Here is a 25,079-nt window from a genome sequence, read left to right on the forward strand (position 1 = left end):
TTATTGTAGCAGAATATGGATAATAAAACAAGAAAATCAGATAATAAGGCAAGCGGGTTTATGCAAAACAATGTATAATTGGAAATACAATAGGGTGAAACTGAACAAAATGGACAAAAAGGAAGGAAATTGGTATGATTGAGATCACGAAAGCAGGCACAACTCTTATATTCGATGAGAATAAGCTGACCTTTGAGATGCGAAGAGATCAGGAAGTATGGAGATGGGCCGGTAATTATGTACCGAAGATGATTTGTGAAGAAGGAGAATTTCTGTTTCAGGATGCCTGCAGAATTTCACATGAAAAAGCAGAGAATGGAACGGGAAGCGGAATCCTCAGTGTTTTTGAAGGATTTTGTGTGAACGGCACAGAAGTTCCGTATACTTTTGAAACATTTGTATGGATTGAAGAGGCAACCGGAGAAGTATATTTTGAGTGGATTCCTGTAAAAGAAGAGGGGCTTCAGGTTCAGAAAGTACTCTGGCCGGGAGAAATGGAATTTGAAGAAGCGAAAGAAGACTGGTATACACTTCTGAATCAGGAGCAGGGGATGCTGATCCCGAATACATGGCCGGAGGAATTAAAACCGGTAATTTTCGATGGATTTTTCGGAACTGCCGGAGGATATATGCCGTGGTTCGGTCAGGTGCGCGGACGCTCCGGATATATTGCGATCTGCGTGACACCGTGGAATGCAGGATACCAGGCAGAGCATCCGGCAAACGGGCCATATTCTCATGTCAGTGTGAGATTTGAGCCAAGTCTTGGAAAAATGGATTACAGAAGAATTATGAAATATACTCTGTTATCTGACTGCGACTACAACGATCTTTGTAAAGTATACAGAAATTATGTCAATGAACAGGGAAGACTCAGAACTCTGGAAGAAAAAGCTGCAAGAAATCCTTCCGTAAATGATCTGATCGGATGTGCATTTGTACATAAGGGAATCAAGACGGTAGTACAGCCGGATTCCGATTTCTTTGACCCGGAAAATCCGGAGAAAAACAACCATCTGACTACATTTGAAACAAGAGAAAAAGAAATCCGCCATCTTCATGATCTCGGTGTGGAAAAGCTGTATCTGCATCTGGACGGATGGGCACAGCCGGGATATGACAACCAGCATCCGGATTACCTTCCGGCATGTAAAGAGGCCGGCGGATGGGAAGGCATGAAATCTCTGGCAGACACGATGCATGAGTGCGGATATATGTTTGGAATTCATGACCAGTACAGAGATTACTATCTGGCAGCTCCAAGTTTTGATGAGAATTATGCATGCCGCCTCACAGACGGAAGCATTCCGAAACATCAGAGATGGGCAGGTGGACCACAGTCCTATCTGTGCGCAACACAGGCCCCTTATTATGTAAAGAGAAATTTCCAGGAGATTGAGAAAAACGGAATCCGTCTGGACGGCGCTTATCTGGACGTATTTACATGCAATGAAGGAGACGAGTGCGATAATCCGATGCACAGGATGACAAGAAGAGACTGTTATGAATTCCGTGCAAAATGCTTTGAATACCTTCTTTCAAAAGGAATTCTTCCGAGTTCCGAAGAGGTAAGTGACTGGGCAGTACCAAGTCTGGTATTCTGCCACTACGCACCGTATGATTTCATGCTGCGTCAGCCGGGAGAACCAAAACAGGGAATTCCGGTACCGCTTTACAACCTTGTTTATCATGACTGTGTGATCGAACCGTGGATGATGGATAAAGTGAGTGAAGAAGAAGACTACATGCTGTATGCGCTTCTGAACGGCGGAGCGCCATACCTGATCCGCGATGCCGCTTATCCGAATTTTGACGGTGCATTTGAAGCAGGTGTGGAATTAAAGCTGGAAGAAGATATCAAACGCTGCAAAGTGGTTTCGGATCTTCATGAAAAAGTTGCAAAATGCGAAATGGTACGTCATGAGATGATAGACAACAATCCGATGATTCAGCGAACAACCTTCTCAGACGGAACACAGGTAACAGTCGATTTTGAGAAACAGACATATGAAATTGCCTAAAAAGCAAATATAAATGTAAACGGCGGAATTTATGTGGAAGCGTTGACAGCATATAAATTCCGCCGCTTTTTTAAAACGCCACTTTATTGTGCTAATATACAAAAATCAGACGGAAAAATAGGACAAGGTGTACATACAAAACAAATGATAAGAAATTGTATTATGCAATTAGACTAAAAGCAGGATGATTTGACAAGATAACAGGACAATAAGAAAAGCATTTATGCATAAAAAACTATATAATTAAGTCAATCGATAGTTGAAAAACACAATATAAAGGAAGAAAGTGAGGGGTAATGTTGAGCGGTAAGATTACAATTGCTTTGGCTGGCCTGGGAAGCCGCGGGAAAGATACTTACGCACAGGCAGTAAAAAAGTTTCCGGAGAAAATGGAAATTGTAGCAATCGCAGACATCGATCCTGCCAAGGTAGAGGAAGTGGCGGAAGAGTTCCATATTCCTCAGGAAAGATGTTTTACAAGTGCGGAGGATCTGATTGCACAGGACAAGCTTGCTGATGTGATGTTTATCACAACGCAGGATCAGCAGCATGTAAGACAGGCTATACCGGCGTTGAGAAAAGGATATCATCTGCTTCTTGAAAAGCCGATATCACCGGATCTGGATGAGTGCAGAGAATTGGTTAAAGTCGCGAAAGAATGCGACAGACAGGTTATTGTATGTCATGTGCTCCGATATACACCTATCTACTCTAAAGTAAAGGAAGTTATTGATTCGGGAGTAGCGGGTGATATTGTTTCAGTTATGTCTATTGAAAATGTTGGATACTGGCATCAGGCACATAGTTTTGTCAGAGGAAACTGGAGAAATTCCAATACGACCAGCCCTATGATTTTGCAGAAGTGCTGTCACGATATGGATTTACTGCTGTGGCTGACAGGAAAGACATGCGAGTCGGTATCTTCTTTTGGGGATACATACTTATTCAAAGAAGAATGCGCTCCGGAAGGTGCTGCTCACCGCTGTATGGATGGATGTAAAGTAAAGGACAGTTGTCCGTATGATGCAGAGAAGATTTATCTGAAACATCCGAAAATTGGCGTTGAAAATGGTCATACAGAGTGGCCGGTGAATGTACTGACGCTGCATCCTACAGTAGAGAGTGTAACAGAGGCGATCAAGACGGGACCATATGGTCGGTGCGTGTATTACTGTGACAATAATGTGGTTGACCATCAGGTCGTGAACTTAAAGATGACAGATGGTTCAACGATCAGCCATACGATGTGCGGCTTTACAGGAACTGGAAGCCGTTATGCAAAGTTTATGGGAACAAAAGGCGAGATTATCGCCGATATGACAGCTAATACAATTCAGATTACACCGTTTGGTCAAGAAACGCAGACAATCGATGTAAACAAAATTGCTACGGATTTCTCCGGACACGGCGGCGGAGATGTCAGAATGGTAGAAGAGTTTATTGATATGCTGCTCGAAGGGAAGGGCCCTTCCGGAAGAACTACAACAGTAGAGCAGTCTGTAGAAAGTCACTACTGTGCGCTTGCTGCTGAAGAGTCCAGATTACACGGTGGTGCTGTAGTGGATCTGGATACATTAAGAAATTAATGTTTGATATGTAAATGGGACACCATTTCATATATGCGAGAAACTGGCGAAAGCTAAAAAAGAAAAGGAGAGTGTTATTATGAAAAAGAACCTCAAAAAAATTACGGCTGTTGGTTTGACAGCTCTTCTCGGCGCTGGCCTCCTTGCCGGATGCGGCGGTGACGGTAAAAGCGGTGGAAGCAAAGATGGAAAAGTAGAACTGGTAATGAGTGTATGGGATTCTGACCAGCAGCCTGTAATGGAAAAAATGGCAGAAGCATACAACAAAGAGCATCCAGACGTTAATGTTACTACTCAGCTTACAACCTGGTCCGAATACTGGACAAAACTGGAAGCAAGTGCAACAGGCGGAAGTGCTCCGGACATCATCACAATGAATGTTCTTCATGTAGAAGAATATGCAGATGCAGGTATCCTTATGGATCTGACAGATGCAGAAGCAGAATCTGATCTGAAAGTTCATGAGAACTTCCCGGCTCCGCTGGTAGATGGATATACAGTAGACGGTAAACTTTACGGAATTCCAAAAGACTTCGATACCAACGCAGTATTCTATAACAAAGAAATCTTTGACCAGGCAGGCGTTGCTTATCCGCAGGACGGATGGACATTTGAAGACTTCCGCAAGACATGCGAAGATCTTCAGGCAGCAGGACTTCCGGAAGGTGTGTACCCGACAGCAATCAACAGAAACTCCGGACAGACAACATATGATGCAACTGTATATGCAAACGGCGGATATTTCCTGAGCGAAGGAAATGAGAAATCCGGATGGGGCGAACAGGCTACAATCGACGGTATCCAGCCATGGCTTGATCTTGTATTAGACGGACTGTCTCCTACACTTCAGCAGATGTCCGATACAGACCCGGATGCAATGTTCCAGGGTGGACAGCTTGCAATGTACTTCTCCGGAAACTATATGATTACATCATACAACAAGACTCTGGAAGGAAAGTACGGTATTGCTAAGAGACCTACATTCAACGGAAAAGATACAGATATCATCAACGGACTTGCATTCTCTGTATCTGCAAATACAGAACATCCAGAAGAAGCAAAAGAATTCGCTCTGTGGTTAGGAAGCGAAGAAGCTCAGAAGATTCAGGGTGAATCCGGAGTATGTATTTCTGCAAGAAATGACTGCCAGCAGTATTTTGTTGATGCACATGACGAAGTAGACTGCCAGGTATTCCTTGACAATGTAGCAAACTCCGAATTACTGCCTCACTGCAAAGTAACATCTGAGCTCAGCCAGGTTGAAAAGAAATATCTTGAACCAGCTTGGAAAGGTGAAACAAATCTTGCAGATGCATGTAAAAACATTGCAAAAGAACAGGATCCGATCCTTGAAAAAATGAATTCTAAATAATTAAGGTGATACTATGAGTAAAGCAAATACTAAGGCGGTGAAGAAAAAAGCAACCAGACGTCAGAAAAAGGACTGGGTTGCCGGATATCTCTTCATTGCACCGGTTACAATCGGATTGTTCATATTTTACGTGTTTCCATTCTTTCAGAACTTCTGGTTCAGTTTTAACGATGTAAACAAGTTTAATATGGCAACATTTAACGGAATAGAAAACTATAAACAGTTGTTTAATGAGCCGGAACTTCTTCTGGCACTGAAAAATACGTTTTTATACGCTGTTATTACTGTACCGGTTGGATTAATTATTTCGCTGGTATTGGCTACATTCCTGAATTCAAAAATCAAAGGGAAAGGGTTATACAGAACCATCTACTTCCTGCCGTCAGTTACCATGGCGGCAGCGGTAGCCCTTGTTTGGAAACTGATCTTCAATGGAGATTATGGTATTCTGAACGAAGTGCTTGGAATTTTCGGAATCGAAGGTCAAAGCTGGCTCACAAACCCGCACACGGCATTGTTCTGCGTTATGCTGGTTGGTATCTGGGGTGGTGCCGGTTATAATATGATCATTCTTCTTGCGGGTATGCAGGGAGTATCGAAATCATATTATGAAGCTGCAGAAATTGACGGCGCGGGTCCTGTGCAAAGGTTTTTTAAGATTACAATCCCGCTGGTATCTCCTACAATCTTTTTCGTAACGATCACAGGATTAATTGGTGCATTCCAGGTGTTCGATACACTCTACATGATGATAGACATGGATAAGAACCCGGCATTTAACGCAATTAAGACTGTAAACGTACTGTTCTATCAGAACGCGTTCGTATATGGATATAAAGGATATGCGGCAGCCATTTCTATCTTTATGTTCGTAATCATTATGATTATCACAGTGATTCAGCTGTGGGGACAGAAGAAATGGGTTAACTACGATTAAAAGAGAGGATGAGATATCGTGAAAACAGCGAGGGCTAGAAGCCATTTAATTATACATATTATATTGATTGCCGGTATTGCAATCACTGTATTCCCGTTTCTCTGGATGATTTTTACATCATTTAAGACATTGCCGGAATCTATGAAAATTCCTCCGACAATTCTTCCAGAAAGTTTAAATACGGAATCTTATCAGTATGTATTTGACGTATTACCATTTGCAAAGATTTATCTTAATACAGTGTTTGTTACTGTACTGACAGTATTATTTCAGGTAGCATTCTGTACAATGGCGGCTTATGGTTTTGCCAGAATCGAATTTCCGTTTAAGAATGCACTGTTCCTGATTTTGTTAGCAATTCTGATGGTTCCGGGACAGATTTTCCTGATTCCACAGTATCTGATTATTCAGAATTTAGGACTTGCCAACACAATTCCCGGCCTGTTTCTTCCAAACCTCTTTAGTGCGTTTGGTACCTTCCTTTTGAGACAGTTCTTCATGTCTCTGCCAAAGGAACTGGAAGAGGCGGCGCTGCTGGATGGATGTAACCGTTTCCAGATTTTTGGAAAGATTATGTTACCACTTGTAAAACCGGGTATTGTAGCGCTGGTAATTTTCACAGCAAGATTTGCATGGAACGACTTTATGTGGCCGTTAATTGTCAATTCAGATCCTCAGAAGATGACACTTGCACCGTCATTGTCACTTCTGAAAGGACAGTATGCGACAAATTATCCTGTACAGATGGCCGGTGCAGTACTGGCAGTTATTCCGATGATTGTTGTTTTTGTTATTTTCCAGAAGCAGTTCATTGAAGGTGTTGCACAGTCTGGTATTAAAGGCTAAAAATTACATAAGTATTTTTGGGGCGCAGAAAAATCTGCGCCCTTGCTTTTTACCGCGGATTCTGCTATGCTGAGAGAGTAATCTAATCACAAATCTATGTTCAAATCTGATTTATTTTCAATTCAAAGGAGGCTTCTGCCTATGCGTAAAAAGCAAAGAAAAACCATATCTAAAACTCACAGAAAAACCATATCTCAAAACAGCAGTGTTAATCGAAAGTACAAAGACACACTTTTCCGAATGATCTTCCGGGACAGGAAAAATCTTTTATCTCTCTACAATGCATTGAACAACTCTTCTTACACAAACCCCGATGAAATGGAAATTACAACACTGGAAGATGTTATTTATGTAGGAATGAAAAACGACGTATCTTTTCTTTTTTCCAGCATTATGAATCTGTACGAACACCAAAGCACAGTGAATCCGAATATGCCCGTACGTGGACTTTTCTATCTGGCGAGAATTTATCAAAACTATATAAAGAAAATGGACCTTAATATTTACAGCTCCGGGCAGATTCCTTTACCGGTTCCGGTATATGTGGTATTCTATAATGGAGGAAAGGCGGAAGACGAATACCAGGAATTGAAGCTTTCGGATGCGTTCATGAAATCGGAATTCACAGGGCAGGCAGCTTTGGAGTGCAATGTAATGGTGATTAATATTAACCTGGGACATAACGAAGAATTGTTGGAAAACTGCAAAATTTTGTGGGAGTACGCATACTTTGTAAACGAGGTCCGGGAGAACCAGAAGCATGGATTTTCCATAGAAGAAGCGGTTCGGAAAGCTCAGAAGAACTGTATTGAACAGGATATACTGAAAGAATTCCTGAAGAAAAACAGTGCGGAGGTGAAGGACGTGATTCTGGAAGAGTTCAATCAGGAGCAGTATGAGGAAGGACTCCGAAAAGAAGGACAGATGGAGGGCAGAAAAGAAACATTGATTAATCTTTACCGGAAACATCTTCTGACGCTGGAGCAGGCGGCAGAGGAATATGGAACGACAGTGGAAGAGTTTCAGAAACTCCTGTGATTGCTCCGGCGGGCAGCCGGATATCCTTTCCGGCCGTTATAAAGAAGATTTGAAAACCGGCCTTCTGGTGTTATAATAGTATTGTTGGGAAACATCAATTTTGAGTCAGGAGGTACATATCATGAAAGTATTGATGATCAATGGAAGTCCGAAGAAAAACGGGAATACATCGATTGCCTTGCAGGAAATGGAAAAAATTTTTGCAGAAGAGGGAATTGAGACAGAAATTCTGCATGTCGGAAACAAGCCGGTCAGAGGCTGCATAGCCTGCGGGCAGTGTTTCGAGAAAGGCAGATGTGTCTTTGATGATATTGTAAATCAGGCGGCAGAGAAGTTTGAGGAATGTGACGGACTTGTTGTAGGATCACCGGTCTATTATGCGTCAGCAAATGCAACACTGGTAGCATTTCTGACAAGACTTTTCTACAGTACACATTTTGATAAAACAATGAAAGTCGGTGCTGCGGTGGCAGTAGCCAGAAGAGGTGGACTTTCCTCTACTTTTGATGAGTTGAATAAATTTTTTACTATTTCAGGCATGCCGGTAGCATCCGGACAGTACTGGAACAGCATTCACGGAAGAGAGCCGGGAGAGGCCGCAGAGGATGCGGAAGGATTGCAGAGTATGCGCACACTTGCCAGAAATATGGCATTTCTGATGAAGAGTATTAAGCTCGGAAAAGAAACATATGGACTGCCGGAAAAGGAAGATCCGATCAGAACAAATTTTGTCCGTTAGACCATATTGTAATCGTTGACATTACATCGAAATGCGGATAAAATAGTATGCATGAAGGAGGAATTTACGATGCAGATTTCAAGTAGATTTACTCTGGCAGTACACATTTTTGCCTGTATCGATGTGTTTGGAAAAGATCATAAGGTCACAAGCAGTTTAATTGCGGAGAGTACCAATGTAAATCCGGTGATTATCCGGAAGATTCTTCTGCAGCTGAAGGCGGCGGGGCTTGTAAATGTGGCACGGGGTTCAGGAGGAACAACGGTTGCCAAACCATTAAGTGAAATCACATTTCTCGATATTTACCGTGCAGTGGAGTGTATTGAAAATGGAGAACTGTTCCACTTTCATGAGAATCCAAATGCCGACTGTCCTGTCGGGAGAAATATTCACAGAATACTGGATGATAAGCTGGAACGTGTGCAAACCGCAATGGAAAGAGAACTTGCATCCATCACTTTGGAGGATGTCAGACGGGATACGGAGAACTATATCTCCACAGGAGCCGTTGCAGACTAGATGAAAGAACATCTATGGAGCAATGGCTCCATTTTTACACCAATCTGTTTTTAAAGAGCAAATGAAAAGGAGAAAGAACGTGGAAGCGAAAGAAATCATCAAAAAAGACATGGAAGCCCTGTACCTTGGTAATCTGAATACAGTAGAGTTTAATCTGAATCTTCCCAAAAAGGGAAAGTATGGGTCAGAAATTATCTGGAAATCAGGACACGAGCGCTTCCTGGATTCTGAAGGAAATGTAAAAAGACCTCCGTACGGGACGGGAGACCGGACGATCTCACTATGGGCAACATTTTGTGCCGGCGGTGTTACAGAGGAGAAAGAGTATAAAGTCTGTATCCTGGAAGAGAAGCCTCAAATAGTGGTTGAAAGTGTAGAAGAACCGGAGCTGGAGGCACAGGCGGGGGTACAGGTTTATCTTCCGTATGTGGCTGTGATTCATACCAGAGACGGGAAGACACTGGTACACCGGATAAACTGGAAAGAGGGTGCGCAAAGAGTATATGAACGGGTCGGAAACTTTCGGGAGGAAGGCATGCTGGACGGCCTGGACTTTCCGGTTTTCTGCAAAGTGACAGTCAAAAAAGAGATTCAGAAAGTGGAAAAGAACACAGAACCGCTGATTGGCTATTTTGACCATGGAGAAGCAGTCCTGGAGGAGGGAAGCAGATTTTATACAGCACAGGAGGAGATGCAGGAATTTCTGCTTCAGATGGATGATGACAGAATGCTTTATAATTTCAGGGAGGCCAGCGGGCTGGATGTGAAAGGAGCAGAGCCGATGACCGGATGGGACGCGCCGGAATGTCATCTCAAAGGGCATACAAGCGGTCATTATCTGTCAGCGCTTGCGCTTTGCTATAAGGCAGGCGGAAACAAAACGATTAAAGAAAAAGCATGTTATATGATTGAGGAACTTGGCAAATGTCAGGATGCTTTTGAAAAAATACCGGGAATCCGGAAAGGATTTTTAAGCGGGTACCCGGAAGATCAGTTTGATAAGCTGGAGGAATACACCCCGTATCCTGAGATATGGGCTCCTTATTATACACTTCACAAGATTTTTGCAGGTCTTCTGGACTGTTATGAGTTTGTCGGAATTGACCAGGCACTTGAAATTGCCGTAAAACTTGGTGAGTGGGTATATCGCCGTCTTTCGGGGCTTCCGAGGGAAAAGCGGATGAAGATGTGGGGAATGTACATTGCGGGTGAATATGGTGGAATGAATGACGTCATGGCCAGACTGTACCGGATTACCGGAAAGAAAGAATTCCTGGAGACCGCCGGATATTTTGATAACGAAAAGCTGTTTCTGCCAATGGAAAAAGGGATTGATGCGCTGGAAAACCTGCATGCGAATCAGCATATTCCTCAGGTGATAGGGGCAATGGAAATATTCCGTGCCTCCGGAGAAAAGCGGTATTATGACATTGCTTCCTATTTCTGGAAAGCGGTAACAGAGTCGCACTTATATACGATCGGAGGAACCGGAGAAAATGAGATGTTTCACGGTCCGGGGTGCATCGGGAATCTCCTGACAAAGCATACAGCGGAAAGCTGTGCATCCTATAATATGCTGAAGCTCACAAAAGAGCTGTACCGGTATGAGAATAAAAAGGAAATGATGGATTATTATGAGAGGACAATGACCAATCATATTCTTGGAGGCAGAGAACATGGTGCAACGGGAGAAACGGTATACTTTATGCCGCTGGCTCCGGGATTCCATAAAGAATTTGAGCATGAGAATTCCTGCTGCCATGGAACGGGAATGGAGAGTCATTTCAAATATGCCGATATGATTTACGCATATCAGGGAGAGAAACTGTTTGTCAATCTGTTTGTAAAATCCAGGCTGGAATGGAAAGAGGCCGGAATCACCATCCGTCAGAAAACAGAGATGGAAGCTCCGGAATCGGTTATTCTGGAAGTGGAAAGCAAGAGAGAATTCCCGATGTATATCCGGATTCCAAAATGGAGCCGGGAAGGAAGAAAAATCTGGATGGATAGTGTGGAACAGAATGGATGGACCGAAGCGGATGGATATATCCAGATGGATGTGCCGGAAGGCAGGCATGAAATCCGCTGCCTGTTCCCGTGCGGATTTTATCTGGAAAAGACCCCGGACCGTCCGGAACTTCATACCCTGCTGTACGGACCATATGTCCTGGCGGCCTTGAGCGGTGACAAGAATTTTCTGGAACTGGATCTTGACGGTCAAAAGGCAGCTGATGAAGTACGCAAAACAGGGCTGGAATTTCAGTATCGGGATCTGACCTGGAAACCGCTGTTTGATATTGAGGAAGAAGCATTTCAGGTGTACTGGAAGAAGAAGTAACAAGGCAGCAATGTATGCAGTGAAAATTCCGGAGATGAACTTCGGGATTTTCCTGTTTATAGAAGAAATTGTTCAAAGAATTTACAACTATTGGGGAAAACACCCGTCAGGAATTGACATATTGCACAAAAAATGATACGCTATATCCAACCTATAATATAGCTTATGGCACCGGGAGGTAATATGAATCTGATTTTTGAACTGGGGCGGGCGCAAAGGCTGAGAGAAGATATCGAAAAGATGATTATTGTAGAAAAAAGAGAAATTACAGCCTATAAAAGCCTGGAAGGAAAGAAAAAGGACGGGCATGTATGTGCAATTGATGGACAATGGAAAGACTATGTAATGGGAACGGCGTGGAATCAGGTGGATGCCCACCGGTGGTTCCGTACAACAATTACGATCCCGGAATCTATGGACGGGAAGCATGTGGAGTTCCTGATTACAACAGGACGGGAAGGTGAATGGGATGCAACGAATCCGCAGATGATTTTCTATCTGGACGGACAGTTGATTCAGGGGATTGATGTGAATCATCGGGAAGTGACAATCTCAGGAAAGGCAAAGGCCGGTGACTCTTATGAAATTGCGGTTCTTGCCTATAGCGGGATGGTAGAAGGGGATCTTGTGATTCATACATACCTTATTGCAGTAGATGACCGGGTACAGAAACTGTATTATGATTTGCTGATTCCTCTTCAGAGTGCCTATGTATTGAAAAAGGCGGACGAAGAAAACTACAGAAGAGTACTTCAAAGTATGGCACCGGCGCTGGATGCACTTGATTTGCGGGATGCATACTCGGAGAAATTTTACAGTTCGATTGAAAAGGCTGAACAGATTTTAAAAGAAGCTTTCTATAGTGAAGAACGGGAGTGCCCGACAGTCAGCGCCATCGGGCATACACATATTGATATTGCATGGCTCTGGACGGTGGAGCAGACAAGGGAGAAAGTACTTCGCAGCTTTTCTACTGTACTTCGTCTCATGGAGCAGTATCCGGACTATAAATTCATGTCCAGTCAGCCGATTCTCTATCAGTTTGTAAAAGAGCAGGAGCCGGAAATGTATGAGAAAATCAAAGAACGGATCCGGGAAGGCAGATGGGAAGTAGACGGAGCCATGTGGCTGGAAGCAGACTGCAATCTGACGGGAGGAGAATCACTTGTCAGACAGATCATCAAGGGGCATCGTTTCTTTCTGGAGGAGTTTGGAAAAGAAAGTAAATCTCTGTGGCTCCCTGATGTTTTCGGTTATTCTGCCGCACTGCCGCAGATTCTGAAAAAATCCGGAATTCCATATTTCATGACAACGAAAATCGCATGGAATCAGTACGACCAGCTTCCGAATGACACATTCATATGGAAGGGAATCGATGGATCGGAAGTCTTTGCATTTATGCCGACAACAACGGATTATGATAAGGATCAGGGACTGAATATTTCTTTCTCTGATACAAGAAATACAACGACCTATACAGGAATTGTAAACCCGAATATGGCGCTTGGAACATTTAAACGGTTCCAGAACCGTGATCTGACAGAAGATACTTTGATGCTCTTTGGATTCGGCGATGGAGGCGGCGGTCCGACCAAAGAAATGCTGGAGAGTGCCGAAAGGCTGAAATACGGAATACCGGGAATTCCGAAAATCCGTCAGGAATTTGAACAGGATTATTTTGACCGGACATATGAAAAGATACACGATCTTCCGGACATGCCGACCTGGGATGGAGAACTGTATTTCGAATACCACAGGGGAACTCTGACTTCCATGGCAAGAAACAAGCGGAGTAACAGAAAGAACGAGATTCTGTACACGCAGATGGAGACGGCCTCCTGTATGGCCGGTATAGAAAAAGATGAACAGCTTCAAAATGTGCTGGACAAGGGCTGGGATATTCTTCTCATCAACCAGTTCCATGATATTGTACCGGGTTCCAGTATCAAACCGGTGTACGAACAGACAGATAAAGAATATCATGAAATTGAAGAGGCGGGAAAAGAGGAATTGAATCGGGTTGTATCCGCGGCTGTCGGCAGGCTTTCAATGGAAAAAGAAGGCGTCGTAGTGATGAATACCCAGGGATATGAGAGAGATGATCTCGTAGTGCTGGATGATGGAACAGAAATCCCGAGACTTGTAGATGAAGACGGAAGAAATGTGCCTGCGCAAAAAACGGCAGATGGCAGATATCTGCTCTATGTAAGCCATATTCCGCCGCTTGGATATAAAAAATTATATGAAACAGAGGAATTACTCGAAGAAAGTACCGGAAAAGAATGGGATTACACATTTGAGAATCCATTTATCAAGGTCTGTTTTAATGAGAAGATGGAAATTACGTCGCTCTATGAAAAAGAAGCAGAAAAAGAGCTGATTCAGGAAGGCAGGTGCGGTAACGTTCTACGGACATATGAAGACCGTCCGATGCAGTGGGATAACTGGGACATTGACGTGTTTTATCAGAGAAAACCTTATGAGGCAGACTGGTATTCTCCGGCAAGAGTTATTGAAAATGGAGAAGTCCGCATGGTAGTGGAATTTGAATGTGGATTCCTTGATTCGACAGTGACGCAGCAGGTATGTCTGTATCACCAGATCCCGAGGATTGACTTCCGGACGAAAGCAGACTGGAAAACGCATCATGTGATTTTGAAAACACATTTTTCGGTAGATGTCAATACGACAAGAGCGTCATATGAAATCCAGTTTGGAAATGTGGAACGTGAGACGACAAACAACTACAGCTGGGATACGGCGAAATTTGAAGCGTGTGGACACAAGTGGGCGGATCTTTCAGAAAACAGTTCCGGAATCAGTCTGCTCAATGACTGTAAGTATGGATATGGAATCAAAAAAGGTGATATGAGTCTGACTCTGATCAAATCCGGAACCTATCCGAACGAAGATGCTGATATCGGAGAGCATGAATTTACCTATTCCATCTATCCGCATGCGGGAAGATGGCAGGAAGCGAAAACCGTAGAGATGGCATACAACCTGAATGTGCCGATGCTGGCAAAGAGAACCGGAAGGCAGGAGGGCTGCGGCGGAGAATACGAAAGCTTTCTGAAATGCAGTCAGGAGAGCTGTTTTGTGGAAGTCATCAAAAAAGCAGAAGATGGAAACGGCGTGATTGTCAGAATGTACGAGAATAAAAATAATCGCGTCAGAGCACAGATTCAGACAGCATATCCGATTGCACATGTATATGAATGTAATCTTCTGGAAGAAAATGAAGAAGAACTTACGGCCGGCAAAAACTGTTTTGAGACCGTATTTAAACCATATGAGATTAAGACATTCCGGCTGATCTTTGAATAAATGGAACCGGGGAAAAGGAGAAAAAATGATCAAGGATTATACACAGACGTGGGGAGTAAGCGGACTGGAAAAAAATGTGTCCGACCTGATTATCAGGGAAGTCATGGATTATGCGGACGAAATTACAAGAGACGCAATGGGGAATCTGATTGTTTTAAAGCGGGGAAGCGGAGCTGACAAGAAAAAAATCATGTGTGCGGCACATATGGATGAGATCGGCCTCTGTGTAGTGAAGATTCTAGACAACGGACTTCTGAAAGTGAAGCAGATCGGAGGGGTGTCCGCACTGTGCTCCTTCATGAACAGAGTACGTTTTGAAAACGGAACTGTTGGAACAGTCGGAGTAACGGATCCGATAGATACCGTTAAGCCTAAAGAGATTGACAAACTTTATATTGATATCGGAGCGATGTCAAAGGAAGAGGCCGGAAAGTATGTCAAACCGGGCGACTGCGCGGTATTCTGCGGAGATTATGCAGAACTTGCGGGACGCAATGTGATGTCCAAAGCCTTTGATGACCGGATTGCATGCTATATTCAGACTGAAGCGTTGAAGAGAATCAAAAACTGTTATCATGATCTCTATTTTGTATACACTGTACAGGAGGAGGTCGGACTGTTCGGTTCTACAACTTCGGCAGAAACAGTAAAACCGGATCTTGGAATCGCTGTTGATATTACCGGATCTTTTGATGTCCCGGGTGATGAAAATGGGAATCCGGTACTCGGAAAAGGGGCAGCGATCAAAATCAATGACAGCAGTGTCATCTGCGACTGTGAGATGACCAAAGGGCTGATCGACTGCGCCGAAAGAAACCGGATTCCGTATCAGCGGGACGCACTTGTGGCAGGAGGTACTGATGCAGGGGCAATCAATAAGTCAGGAGGCGGTGTGAAAGTACTTGGGATTTCGATTCCGACCAGGTATGGTCATACACCGAACAGTATTGTCAATCTGGATGATGTGGAAGCATGTATCCGGCTGATGGAATGTTATCTTCAGGAGGAAATTCCGATTATCACACAGGAAAAAATCAAGTAAGGAGGAGAATGAGAGGATGAAACGATCAAAAATCAATCAGTGTATTAAAGACATGGAAGCATTGATCAAAGAGCATGGATTTGAGCTTCCGCCATTTTGTCACTGGACACCGGAAGACTGGCGGGAAAAAGGACATGAGTATGATGAGATCCGTGACAACATGCTTGGATGGGATATTACGGACTACGGGCTGGGAGATTTTGACAAGGTCGGATTTTCTTTGATTACAATCCGGAACGGAAACCAGAATAATCCGAAATATAAAAAAGTCTATGCGGAAAAACTGCTGATGCTGAAAGAAGGACAGCATTCCCCGATGCATTTCCACTGGAAAAAGTCGGAGGACATCATTAACCGGGGCGGCGGAACTCTGATCATCCATCTGTATAATGATGATGGAGAAGGAGGGCTTGCGGATACTGATGTGACAGTAAATTCGGACGGAAGGTCATATCAGGTAAAAGCCGGAACGGGAGTCAGGCTGCAGCCGGGAGAGAGCATTACCCTGTGGCCGCATCAGTATCACGATTTTGATGTAGAACCGGGAACCGGTGATGTGCTGATCGGGGAAGTTTCCATGTGCAACGATGACAATGTAGATAACCGTTTCTATGAAGAGGTCGGAAGATTTCCGGAAATTGAAGAGGATGAAGCACCATACCGTCTGCTCTGCAATGAATATCCGGAAGCAGAGGAGTAAGGAAGAATCATGGAGCAGAAAAGAGGAGATGAAACCATGGATTATACAAAATTAAGGGAAAAAATCCGGGAAATGCAGGATGAGATTATCGGAGGAATTCAGGACTGTATCCGGATTGACAGCGTAGGCGGTGAGCCGGAAGAAGGTGCACCATATGGAAAAGGCCCGAAAGAAGCGCTGGATTTTGCGCTTCAGCTGGGGAAAAAATTAGGATTTCGTACGGGCAATGTGGATAACAAGGCCGGTTACGTAGAGATGGGAGAAGGGGATGAGATGATTGCGGTTCTCGGACATCTGGACGTAGTACCGGTGGGTGATGACTGGAAATACCCTCCATTTGGAGCTGAGATCCATGATGAAATCCTTTACGGAAGAGGTGTGGCTGATGATAAAGGGCCGACGATCGGCGCTATCTATGCAATGAAAGCCATTCAGGATCTGAACCTTCCGCTGGACCGCAGAGTACGTGTGATCTTCGGAACGAATGAAGAGCGTGGATGTGACTGCATCAAACATTATGTTGAAGCCGGGGAAGAACATCCGGTGCTGGGAATCACTCCGGATGCGGAATATCCGCTTATCTTTTTTGAAAAGGGAATGACAACCGTGATCGGAGGGAAAAAACACCCGGAACAGGGAGAAATCCGTGTCCTTGAGTTCCGGGGCGGAACTGCCGGAAATATTGTGCCGCTTCATTGCAGACTTGTTCTGGAAGGAGAGCATGAGCTTGCAGATGACAGTGTTACAGTAAGCATCCGGGATGGAAATACGGTAATTGAGGCAGAAGGAGTCAGCGCGCATGGCAGCAGACCGGAACTCGGAGAAAACGCGGTTGTGAAGCTTCTTCTTGCAGTCCGGGGAATGGGAATCGGTGGAGACTTCCAGAAAATGGCTGATTTTGTATGCCAGAAAATCGGAAAGGAAACAAATGGGGAAACACTGGGAATCTGTTTCCGGGATGAGGAAACCGGTGAGACAACTGTCAATCTCGGTGTAATCGAATATACAGAGGAGGAAATGAATCTGAATCTGGATATCCGTTATCCGAAAAACGGTGATGCGGATGTGGTATATCATCAGCTGCATACGGCGCTTTCCTCCTATGGAATGGAGATTCTTGTACACAGAACAACTGATATGCTCTATGTTCCGAAAGATTCTGAACTTGTCCGGAAACTGATGGAAGTATACCGGGAGGGCACCGGCGAAGATCCTGAACCAAAGGCAATCGGAGGAGGAACGTATGCCAAAATGTTTAAAAACATGGTGGCATTCGGACCGATGTTTCCGGGAGAACCGGATGTAGCCCACCAGCCAAATGAGCAGATGCCGGTTGAAAATCTTATGAAATCTATTGAGCTGACAGCGGCAGCCATGGCGGAACTTGCAAAAAAATAATACGAAATAATCCGGACGGGAATGTGCTTCCCGTCCTTTTTTTATGAAAAAGTATACGTAAATTTTACATTGAATAACAGGAATTTTACGAAAATAAGAAAGAAAAACAGTCCGGTTTGCGCTGAAAAACCGCGGAAATAAAGGGAAAAGAAAAGGAAACAAGAGGGAAAAAATTTTTAACGACCATTTAACAAAAATTCCATCAAACATTAATGATGAATCAATATAATTTCTCGTGTTGTGAAAGAAATAAGGGAAAAAGAGAATAAAACTTCAGAAAGGGAGGAAAAAGCTGTGTCAGAAATTACATTGAGAAATGTATGCAAATCCTATGACAAAGAGCATTACGCGGTAAAGGATTTTAATCTGGAAATCCATGATAACGAATTTGTCATCTTTGTCGGACCGTCCGGCTGCGGGAAATCGACTACACTTCGTATGATTGCGGGACTGGAGGAAATTACGAGCGGAGAACTTTGGATTGACAAGCAGCTCTGTAATTATGTGGAACCGAAGGACAGAGACCTGTCCATGGTTTTCCAGAACTATGCGTTATATCCACAGATGACAGTCTATGATAATATGGCCTTTGCGCTGCAGATCCGGAAGGTTCCGAAAAATGAAATTGATCAGAAAGTGCATGAGGCTGCGGCCATTCTTGGCATTGAATCTCTTTTAAAAAGAAGACCGGGACAGCTTTCGGGAGGACAGAAACAGCGGGTTGCCATTGGAAGCGCGATTATGAGAAAACCAAAGGCATTTCTGATGGATGAACCATTGTCCAACCTGGATGCAAAGCTGAGAGCCCAGATGAGAGTAGAGCTTGCGGATTTACATAAACGGCTTGGGACAACGATCATTTATGTTACGCATGACCAGACCGAGGCCATGACACTTGGAACAAGAATTGTTGTCATGAAAGACGGATTTATTCGTCAGGCGGATGCGCCGAGAACAATTTATGAAGATCCGGCGGATCTGTTTGTTGCCGGATTTATCGGATCCCCGTCCATGAACTTCATGGAGGGTACAATCCGGAAAAACGGAAGCGGTGTAGATTTTGTGCTGGCATCCGGACAGAAACTGGAGGTTCCGCAGACGAAGGCGGCTCTGCTGGCAGGACAGTATGCAGACAAGAAGGTAATTCTTGGAATCCGTCCGGAGCATTTTTCAGAAGAAGTCAAGAAGGAACACGCAAACCTGAATCCTTCCAGATGCAGGCTGACCGGAAAAGTCGTAGTAAAAGAAATGCTCGGATCAGAGTCCATCTTCTACCTGAAAGAACAAAGGGCGGGCGAATATGCGGCACGGCTTACGGTAGATACAAAGGGAGCTCCGGGAGATGAAATGACCTTATATGTGGACATGAACCGGGTGCATTTCTTTGATGCAGATACAGAGAAAAATATTTTTTATCATGGAGGTCAGCAATGAAACAGTTGATGGAGAAAACGAAGGGCAGAAATGCTTATTTCTATTTGATTCCCTGCTTTCTGGTGTTTGCGGTTTTCCTGTTTTATCCTTTTGTGAAAACGATCTACCTGAGTCTGTTTTTGACAGACAAGCTGGGACAGGCAAAGGTGTTTGTGGGACTGGACAATTACGTGGATCTGCTCACGTCAGAATCATTTTATAACAGTCTTTTAGTAACCGTGATTTTTGTTGTAATCGTTGTAATCGGCAGCATGCTGATCGGTCTGATCGGGGCGGTGCTCTGCAGCAAGGCCTTTCCGGGAATCAGGGTGTTCAGCACATCCTATGCACTCCCGATGGCGATTGCGTCCAGTGGAGCCGCAATGATTTTCAAGATTATTCTGAACCCGACAATCGGTATTCTGAACAAACTGACCGGACTGGGTATCAACTGGATCGCAGATCCGAAATATGCGCTGATCTGTGTGGCGGTTCTTACAGCATGGCTGAACAGCGGGATCAATTTCCTGTATTTTTCGGCAGGACTTGGAAACATTGACGAGTCCATTTATGAGCGTGCTTCTGTAGACGGGGCGAACGGAATTCAAAAATTCTTCCGTCTGACGCTTCCGGGATTAAGCCCGATTATGTTCTATACACTTGTAGTCAATATCATCCAGGCATTCCAGTCCTTCGGACAGATCAAGATCCTGACGGCCGGAGGACCGGGAGAGTCCACGAATGTAATTGTATATTCAATTTACAGGGACGCGTTTTTTAACTACAAATTTGGAAGTGCGGCGGCACAGTCCGTTGTACTGTTCCTGATCATCATGGTACTGACACTTGTGATGTTCAAGATTGAAAAGAAAGGAGTCAAATATTAAGATGGCTGGAATGAATAGTACGATTTCAATAGAGCTTGATTCTTATAATGCAGAGGAAGTGGAGAAACTTCACAGACTGATGAACGCCCGCGCCTTGAGGAAAAAGAGAATCCGTAAAACGGTGCTGGTTGCTGTAAATATCATTTTTGCCCTGTTTATGCTGTTCCCGCTTTTATACTCTGTCATCGTATCTATTATGCCGGGAGATGAGCTTTTTACGATGGATCTGAACATTATTCCATCACATCCGACATTTGAAAATTATATCAGGGCATTCACACAGGTGCCGCTTGTACGGTTTATCCTGAATTCTTTCCTTGTAGCAGGATGCATTACAATCGGACAGATTATTACCTGTTCTCTTGCGGCGTTTGCGTTCTCCTTTTTGGAGTTCAAAGGGAAAAACTTTCTGTTCATGCTTGTCATGGCTACCATGATGGTTCCGGGAGAGGCGGTTATCATCTCCAACTATCTGACGGTCAGCAGCATGGGAATTCTGGATACTTATCTGGTTCTGATTCTTCCATCGCTGACATCCGCAATGGGAATCTTCCTCTTCCGCCAGTTCTATATGACATTCCCGATCTCTCTTTATGAGTCGGCGAAACTGGACGGATGCGGAAACCTGAGATTTATTGTAAAGATCCTGATTCCGCTTACAAAATCCGCAATCGGGGCAATGGCAGTGTATACATTCATCAATGCATGGAATATGTATATGTGGCCGCTTCTTGTAACGGGATCTGAAGAAATGCGGACCGTACAGATCGGTATCAGTATGCTGAACAGTGTAGATGCCCAGTCTATTACGCTGATGATGGCGGGCGTTGTGGCAATTATCATTCCGTCCATGGTGATTTTCATCGTAGGACAGAAACAGCTGATCAGCGGAATGTTTTCAGGTGCAGTCAAAGGTTAGACTGGTCTGTTTACATATATCAACATGAAGGCAGACGCCGGATGAACCCGGAAAGGGCGCCGGCGGAAAAAGAAAAGGAGAAAATATCTATGAAAAAACGAGTAATCGCAGCGATGCTCGCTGCTCTGATGGTTGTTTCTACCCTTGCTGGCTGTGGAAACGGGAAAAGCGCTTCCGAGATGAACGGGCAGACTTCAGAAGGGGAAGAAAGCACCGGGTCCGGAGTGATCACTGACAATTTTAAAAATGTTGACACAAATGGAACAACGATTACATTCTGGCATTCCATGGGCGGTGTTAACGGAGAAGCCATGGATTACCTGGTAAACAAATTTAATGAAGAAAATGAAGATGGTATCACGGTAGAAGCTGTATACCAGGGCGAATATGATGATACGATCAACAAGCTGAAAAGTGCTCAGATCGGAAACATGGGAGCGGATCTTGTACAGATCTACGATCTGGGAACCCGTTTCATGATCGATTCAGGATGGATCATTCCGATGCAGGAAATGATCGATGCGGACGGATATGATATGTCGGAGCTCGAACCGAATGTAGCCGCATATTATACAACAGAGGACGGAACGATGTACTCCATGCCGTTCAATTCTTCCACACCGCTTCTGTACTACAACAAAGATATGTTTGATGCTGCGGGTATCACAGATATTCCGACCAGCCTTCCGGAGATCGCAGAAGTAGGTGACGCATTGAAAGAGAAGGGTGGAGCTCAGGAAGTATTTGCAATCAGCATTTACGGCTGGTATTTCGAACAGTTCCTCTGCAAACAGGCTCTGAATATGGTAAATAACGGAAACGGACGTGAAAAAGCAGCTACCAAAGTGGAGTTTGATGAAAACGGCGGCGGTCTGAACATCTTAAATGCATGGTATGATCTTTTTGAAAAAGGTTATGCTCCGAACGTCGGACGTTCCGGAAGTGATACTGCGACAACAGACTTTACATCCGGAAAAGCAGCTATGATGGTTGGATCAAGTGCTTCCCTGAAACAGGTTCTGGAAGACAGCGGCGGAAAATTTGAAGTAGGAACCGCATACTATCCGGCAGTCAGCTCAGATGACAAAGGCGGAGTTTCTATCGGAGGCGCATCTCTGTGGGCACTGAACAATGAAGACGAGACAAAGGCGGCAGCAACATGGAAATTTGTTAAATTCCTGATTTCTCCGGAATCCCAGGCATACTGGAACGCACAGACAGGATACTTCCCGATTGTTACAGGAGCACAGGAAGAGCAGACGTTCAAGGATAACATTGCCAAATATCCGCAGTTCCAGACAGCTCTCGATCAGCTGCATGATTCCACACCGGAATCCGCAGGAGCACTCCTCAGTGTATTCCCGGAATCCCGCCAGATTGTTGAGACTCAGATCGAAAATATGCTGAACGGAGATGTAACGCCGGAAGAGGCAGTGGATAACATGGCAAAGGAGATCAATGATACGATTGAAGAATACAATCTTGTCAACGGCTAAAAAGTAAAAACGGATCAATTCTGTCCACAGTAATTGGAAAAGCGTGTCTGAAAGAGAATGAAATGATTTCCGGCACGCTTTTCTTTATCGCGAAAAATGTTATGATGATACAGGAGGTATAAGATCATGAAAGAAGTAAAGATTTTTGCGCACAGAGGGGCAAGCGGATATGCACCGGAAAATACACTTGCAGCATTTCGGCTCGCAGAGGAACAGGGTTCCGATGGGGTAGAACTGGATGTACAGCTTACAAAAGACGGTGAAGTGGTTGTCATCCACGATGAGAAAATTGACCGGACCAGCACCGGAACCGGATTTGTCAGAGACTATACATTGGAAGAGCTGAAAAAGTTCTCTTTCCACAATCATATGGAAGCGTATGAAGGAGAAACGATACCGACACTGGAGGAAGTGCTGAATCTCCTGAAACCTGGAAAAATGGAAGTGAATATTGAACTGAAAACCGGAATTTTCTGGTATCCGGAAATCGAAGAGAAGACAATGGAAATTGTAAAAAAGACGGGGATGGAGGACCGTGTCATCTATTCATCTTTCAACCACTACAGTATTCAGGAAGTTCGCCGGCTGAATCCGGAGGCTGAGACCGCGTATCTGTACGGGGACGTCATACTGGATGTGGAGAAATATGCAGCGGGAACAGGTGTACAGGGACTGCATCCTGCATTGTACCATCTGTATATGTCTGATTTCCTGAAACGCTGGAAGGAGAGCGGTCTGAAAGTACGTGTCTGGACTGTAAACAGGGAAGAGGATATGAAGCATTTTATCGAGGCAGGGCTGGAAGCCGTGATTACCAACTATCCGGATACAGCAATTGCGGTACGCAGGCAGGTGGAACATGCTGAAAAATAAGAAACTCTTTCTTCTCGATATTGACGGTACGGTCTGTATCGGACAGAGACTGATCAGCGGGACAAAAGAGTTTCTCGAGGATGTCAGGGACAATGGAGGCCAGTTTGTGTTCATCACAAACAATTCTACCAGAAGCATTGAAGATTATATCCATTCTTTTCAGAAGATGGGAATCATGACCGATTATTCCAACTTTATTACTGCGTCTTTTGCCACTGTGCAGTATCTGAAAAAGAATTATGAAGGAAAGCTGATCTATGTGATGGGAACAAAATCCCTGCTCAGAGAACTGAAACGTAACGGGATCAGGGTGACGGTAGACTGTCTGGATCCTGAGATTGCCTGTGTTCTGGTGTCTTATGATAATCAGCTGACTTACGAAAAGATTCAGGACACCTGCCAGATCCTGAGCACACGGCCGGAAGTGGGCTATATAGCCACAAATCTGGATTATGTCTGCCCGATCGAATTCGGCTATGTACCGGACTGCGGCGCCATCTGTCAAATGATAGAGCATGCGGTGAAAAGACAGCCGGAATATATGGGGAAACCCGGGACGGCTATGGTCGAGTACTCTCTGAAACTGAATCATTTTTCAAAAGAACAGGCTTTGATTGTGGGCGACAGGCTTTATACGGACATTCTCTGCGGACACAAAACCGGAGTGGAGACTGCTCTCGTACTGACCGGAGAGACCACGCGTCAGGAAGCAGAAGCATGCGGATATGGGCCGGACTACATTTTTTCCTCAATCGACGAACTGGCAGAGGCATGGCGGGAATCATGACCTCTGCCCTTTTGTACAATTTTAATAAAAAAAAGAAATCAGTTGACGTGGAATTGGAAGAAGTATATAATGATCCCAAGGAACATGATAGGGAGAACAGTGATGGCAAAACCGATCAAAAGAGTTTCTTTACAATCAGAAATTATTAAGTACATTCAAAGCTACATAGAGGAACATGATCTGAAAGAAGGTGACAGACTTCCTTCTCAGGGACAGTTCATTGAAATGATGCAGGTCAGCAGGACAGCGCTTAGAGAGGCAGTGAAGACTCTGGAGGCGGAAGGCATTGTGGAAGTGAAGAACGGCAAAGGCATATTTGTAGGATGCCGCGGAAGGAAAGCAACGGCACTGGAGTCTTTGATCGGTTTTACAATGGAGAGAGAGTCTCTGATCGAAGCACTGGAGGCCAGAAGAGCGATGGAGACAGAACTGATGGCCATGGTAGTGCGGAATGCCACTGATCAGGAGATGGACGAACTGGGGGAGATCACGGAGGTCCTTATGAAGAAGGTACGGGCGGATGAGCGGGATACCGAAGAGGACAAGGCATTTCATGAGAAGATCTACCTGATGTGCCACAACAAAGTGTTTTATGCAGTACTGAAAGTACTGGATGAATATACGGATAAGCTCTGGCAGTTTCCGCTGGATATTGAAGACCCGTTCAAGGCAAGCATGCCGTATCATGAAATGCTCTATCAGGCGTTGAGAGAGCGTGATATCAAGAAGGCACAGAAGATTAACAACAAGCTTTTGGACTGCGTATATGATGATATTGCAATAGCACATCAGTGAATCCGCAGAACTGATGTGCTTTTATTTTAAACAATCAAGCTATATT

General features: G+C 44.4%; 20 protein-coding genes. All 20 read left to right on the forward strand.

Translation table 11 applies throughout. The features are described 5' to 3' along the window. The first annotated feature begins 134 nt into the window (after positions 1-134). The 20 genes from FGQ85_RS03070 (at position 135) to FGQ85_RS03165 (ending at position 25,033) form a co-directional block, all read left to right on the forward strand. Positions 135-2,021, forward strand: coding sequence for a DUF5696 domain-containing protein (locus tag FGQ85_RS03070; protein ID WP_138372627.1), 1,887 nt, complete (start codon positions 135-137; stop codon positions 2,019-2,021). A gap of 296 nt (positions 2,022-2,317) precedes the next feature. Next, positions 2,318-3,607 (forward strand): Gfo/Idh/MocA family oxidoreductase, encoded by a 1,290-nt coding sequence (locus tag FGQ85_RS03075; protein ID WP_330616764.1) that lies wholly within the window; start codon positions 2,318-2,320, stop codon positions 3,605-3,607. A gap of 79 nt (positions 3,608-3,686) precedes the next feature. Then, on the forward strand, positions 3,687-4,979 hold the full coding sequence (locus FGQ85_RS03080; RefSeq protein ID WP_138372628.1) for a sugar ABC transporter substrate-binding protein: 1,293 nt from the start codon (positions 3,687-3,689) through the stop codon (positions 4,977-4,979). Positions 4,980-4,992: 13 nt separating this feature from the next. After that, on the forward strand, positions 4,993-5,916 hold the full coding sequence (locus FGQ85_RS03085) for a sugar ABC transporter permease (protein ID WP_138372629.1): 924 nt from the start codon (positions 4,993-4,995) through the stop codon (positions 5,914-5,916). An 18-nt stretch (positions 5,917-5,934) separates the two neighbouring features. After that, entirely contained in the window at positions 5,935-6,762 is an 828-nt protein-coding gene (locus tag FGQ85_RS03090; RefSeq protein ID WP_138372630.1) for a carbohydrate ABC transporter permease, read from the forward strand. Between the two features lie 141 nt (positions 6,763-6,903). Further along, complete coding sequence (locus FGQ85_RS03095; RefSeq protein ID WP_138372631.1) at positions 6,904-7,800, forward strand: Rpn family recombination-promoting nuclease/putative transposase; 897 nt, start codon at positions 6,904-6,906, stop codon at positions 7,798-7,800. Between the two features lie 121 nt (positions 7,801-7,921). Then, entirely contained in the window at positions 7,922-8,539 is a 618-nt protein-coding gene (locus FGQ85_RS03100) for a flavodoxin family protein (RefSeq protein WP_087166653.1), read from the forward strand. A gap of 69 nt (positions 8,540-8,608) precedes the next feature. Next, entirely contained in the window at positions 8,609-9,058 is a 450-nt protein-coding gene (locus FGQ85_RS03105; protein ID WP_138372632.1) for an Rrf2 family transcriptional regulator, read from the forward strand. 79 nt (positions 9,059-9,137) lie between these two features. Continuing rightward, positions 9,138-11,396: a beta-L-arabinofuranosidase domain-containing protein gene (locus FGQ85_RS03110; RefSeq protein ID WP_171027868.1), complete on the forward strand. Its 2,259-nt coding sequence runs from the start codon at positions 9,138-9,140 to the stop codon at positions 11,394-11,396. Positions 11,397-11,579: 183 nt separating this feature from the next. Beyond that, positions 11,580-14,723, forward strand: coding sequence for a glycoside hydrolase family 38 C-terminal domain-containing protein (locus FGQ85_RS03115; RefSeq protein ID WP_138372634.1), 3,144 nt, complete (start codon positions 11,580-11,582; stop codon positions 14,721-14,723). A gap of 25 nt (positions 14,724-14,748) precedes the next feature. Next, positions 14,749-15,765, forward strand: a complete 1,017-nt coding sequence (locus FGQ85_RS03120; RefSeq protein WP_087251816.1) for a M20/M25/M40 family metallo-hydrolase — start codon at positions 14,749-14,751, stop codon at positions 15,763-15,765. Between the two features lie 16 nt (positions 15,766-15,781). After that, positions 15,782-16,465, forward strand: a complete 684-nt coding sequence (locus FGQ85_RS03125; RefSeq protein ID WP_087166657.1) for a D-lyxose/D-mannose family sugar isomerase — start codon at positions 15,782-15,784, stop codon at positions 16,463-16,465. 9 nt (positions 16,466-16,474) lie between these two features. Beyond that, a complete protein-coding gene (pepV, locus tag FGQ85_RS03130; protein ID WP_243128473.1) occupies positions 16,475-17,863 on the forward strand; it encodes a dipeptidase PepV in 1,389 nt (462 codons plus the stop codon). A 294-nt stretch (positions 17,864-18,157) separates the two neighbouring features. Beyond that, positions 18,158-19,297: a sn-glycerol-3-phosphate ABC transporter ATP-binding protein UgpC gene (gene ugpC, locus FGQ85_RS03135; protein WP_087166658.1), complete on the forward strand. Its 1,140-nt coding sequence runs from the start codon at positions 18,158-18,160 to the stop codon at positions 19,295-19,297. After that, positions 19,294-20,163, forward strand: a complete 870-nt coding sequence (locus FGQ85_RS03140; protein WP_087251815.1) for a sugar ABC transporter permease — start codon at positions 19,294-19,296, stop codon at positions 20,161-20,163. Before ugpC ends, FGQ85_RS03140 begins: the two co-directional genes overlap by 4 nt. A gap of 10 nt (positions 20,164-20,173) precedes the next feature. Beyond that, positions 20,174-21,082 (forward strand): carbohydrate ABC transporter permease, encoded by a 909-nt coding sequence (locus FGQ85_RS03145; RefSeq protein WP_138372649.1) that lies wholly within the window; start codon positions 20,174-20,176, stop codon positions 21,080-21,082. Between the two features lie 89 nt (positions 21,083-21,171). Further along, the gene (locus FGQ85_RS03150; protein ID WP_087166921.1) at positions 21,172-22,578 is read left to right on the forward strand and encodes an ABC transporter substrate-binding protein; all 1,407 of its coding nucleotides are present in this window, start codon (positions 21,172-21,174) and stop codon (positions 22,576-22,578) included. Between the two features lie 126 nt (positions 22,579-22,704). Next, on the forward strand, positions 22,705-23,451 hold the full coding sequence (locus tag FGQ85_RS03155; protein WP_087166660.1) for a glycerophosphodiester phosphodiesterase: 747 nt from the start codon (positions 22,705-22,707) through the stop codon (positions 23,449-23,451). Next, positions 23,438-24,238 carry an HAD-IIA family hydrolase gene (locus tag FGQ85_RS03160; protein ID WP_087166661.1) on the forward strand — a complete coding sequence of 267 codons (801 nt, stop codon included), beginning with the start codon at positions 23,438-23,440 and terminating at the stop codon, positions 24,236-24,238. The genes FGQ85_RS03155 and FGQ85_RS03160 overlap by 14 nt, the downstream gene beginning before the upstream one ends. A 102-nt stretch (positions 24,239-24,340) precedes the next feature. Continuing rightward, complete coding sequence (locus FGQ85_RS03165; protein WP_087166662.1) at positions 24,341-25,033, forward strand: FCD domain-containing protein; 693 nt, start codon at positions 24,341-24,343, stop codon at positions 25,031-25,033. Positions 25,034-25,079: the final 46 nt, after the last annotated feature.

Origin of the sequence: Pseudoflavonifractor sp. BSD2780061688st1 E11 (assembly GCF_005844125.1) — a bacterium.
Classification (GTDB): Bacteria; Bacillota; Clostridia; order Lachnospirales; family Lachnospiraceae; genus Sellimonas; species Sellimonas catena.

Bases quoted from the DNA above. Each gene is read 5' to 3' on its own strand.
- FGQ85_RS03145 (WP_138372649.1), top strand. From the start codon at position 20,174: ATGAATAGTACGATTTCAATAGAGCTTGATTCTTATAATGCAGAGGAA.
- FGQ85_RS03150 (WP_087166921.1), top strand. From the start codon at position 21,172: ATGAAAAAACGAGTAATCGCAGCGATGCTCGCTGCTCTGATGGTTGTT.
- FGQ85_RS03165 (WP_087166662.1), top strand. From the start codon at position 24,341: ATGGCAAAACCGATCAAAAGAGTTTCTTTACAATCAGAAATTATTAAG.
- FGQ85_RS03155 (WP_087166660.1), top strand. From the start codon at position 22,705: ATGAAAGAAGTAAAGATTTTTGCGCACAGAGGGGCAAGCGGATATGCA.
- FGQ85_RS03140 (WP_087251815.1), top strand. From the start codon at position 19,294: ATGAAACAGTTGATGGAGAAAACGAAGGGCAGAAATGCTTATTTCTAT.
- FGQ85_RS03160 (WP_087166661.1), top strand. From the start codon at position 23,438: ATGCTGAAAAATAAGAAACTCTTTCTTCTCGATATTGACGGTACGGTC.
- FGQ85_RS03070 (WP_138372627.1), top strand. From the start codon at position 135: ATGATTGAGATCACGAAAGCAGGCACAACTCTTATATTCGATGAGAAT.
- FGQ85_RS03080 (WP_138372628.1), top strand. From the start codon at position 3,687: ATGAAAAAGAACCTCAAAAAAATTACGGCTGTTGGTTTGACAGCTCTT.
- pepV (WP_243128473.1), top strand. From the start codon at position 16,475: ATGGAGCAGAAAAGAGGAGATGAAACCATGGATTATACAAAATTAAGG.
- FGQ85_RS03120 (WP_087251816.1), top strand. From the start codon at position 14,749: ATGATCAAGGATTATACACAGACGTGGGGAGTAAGCGGACTGGAAAAA.
- FGQ85_RS03095 (WP_138372631.1), top strand. From the start codon at position 6,904: ATGCGTAAAAAGCAAAGAAAAACCATATCTAAAACTCACAGAAAAACC.
- FGQ85_RS03085 (WP_138372629.1), top strand. From the start codon at position 4,993: ATGAGTAAAGCAAATACTAAGGCGGTGAAGAAAAAAGCAACCAGACGT.
- FGQ85_RS03075 (WP_330616764.1), top strand. From the start codon at position 2,318: ATGTTGAGCGGTAAGATTACAATTGCTTTGGCTGGCCTGGGAAGCCGC.
- FGQ85_RS03100 (WP_087166653.1), top strand. From the start codon at position 7,922: ATGAAAGTATTGATGATCAATGGAAGTCCGAAGAAAAACGGGAATACA.
- FGQ85_RS03115 (WP_138372634.1), top strand. From the start codon at position 11,580: ATGAATCTGATTTTTGAACTGGGGCGGGCGCAAAGGCTGAGAGAAGAT.
- FGQ85_RS03105 (WP_138372632.1), top strand. From the start codon at position 8,609: ATGCAGATTTCAAGTAGATTTACTCTGGCAGTACACATTTTTGCCTGT.
- FGQ85_RS03125 (WP_087166657.1), top strand. From the start codon at position 15,782: ATGAAACGATCAAAAATCAATCAGTGTATTAAAGACATGGAAGCATTG.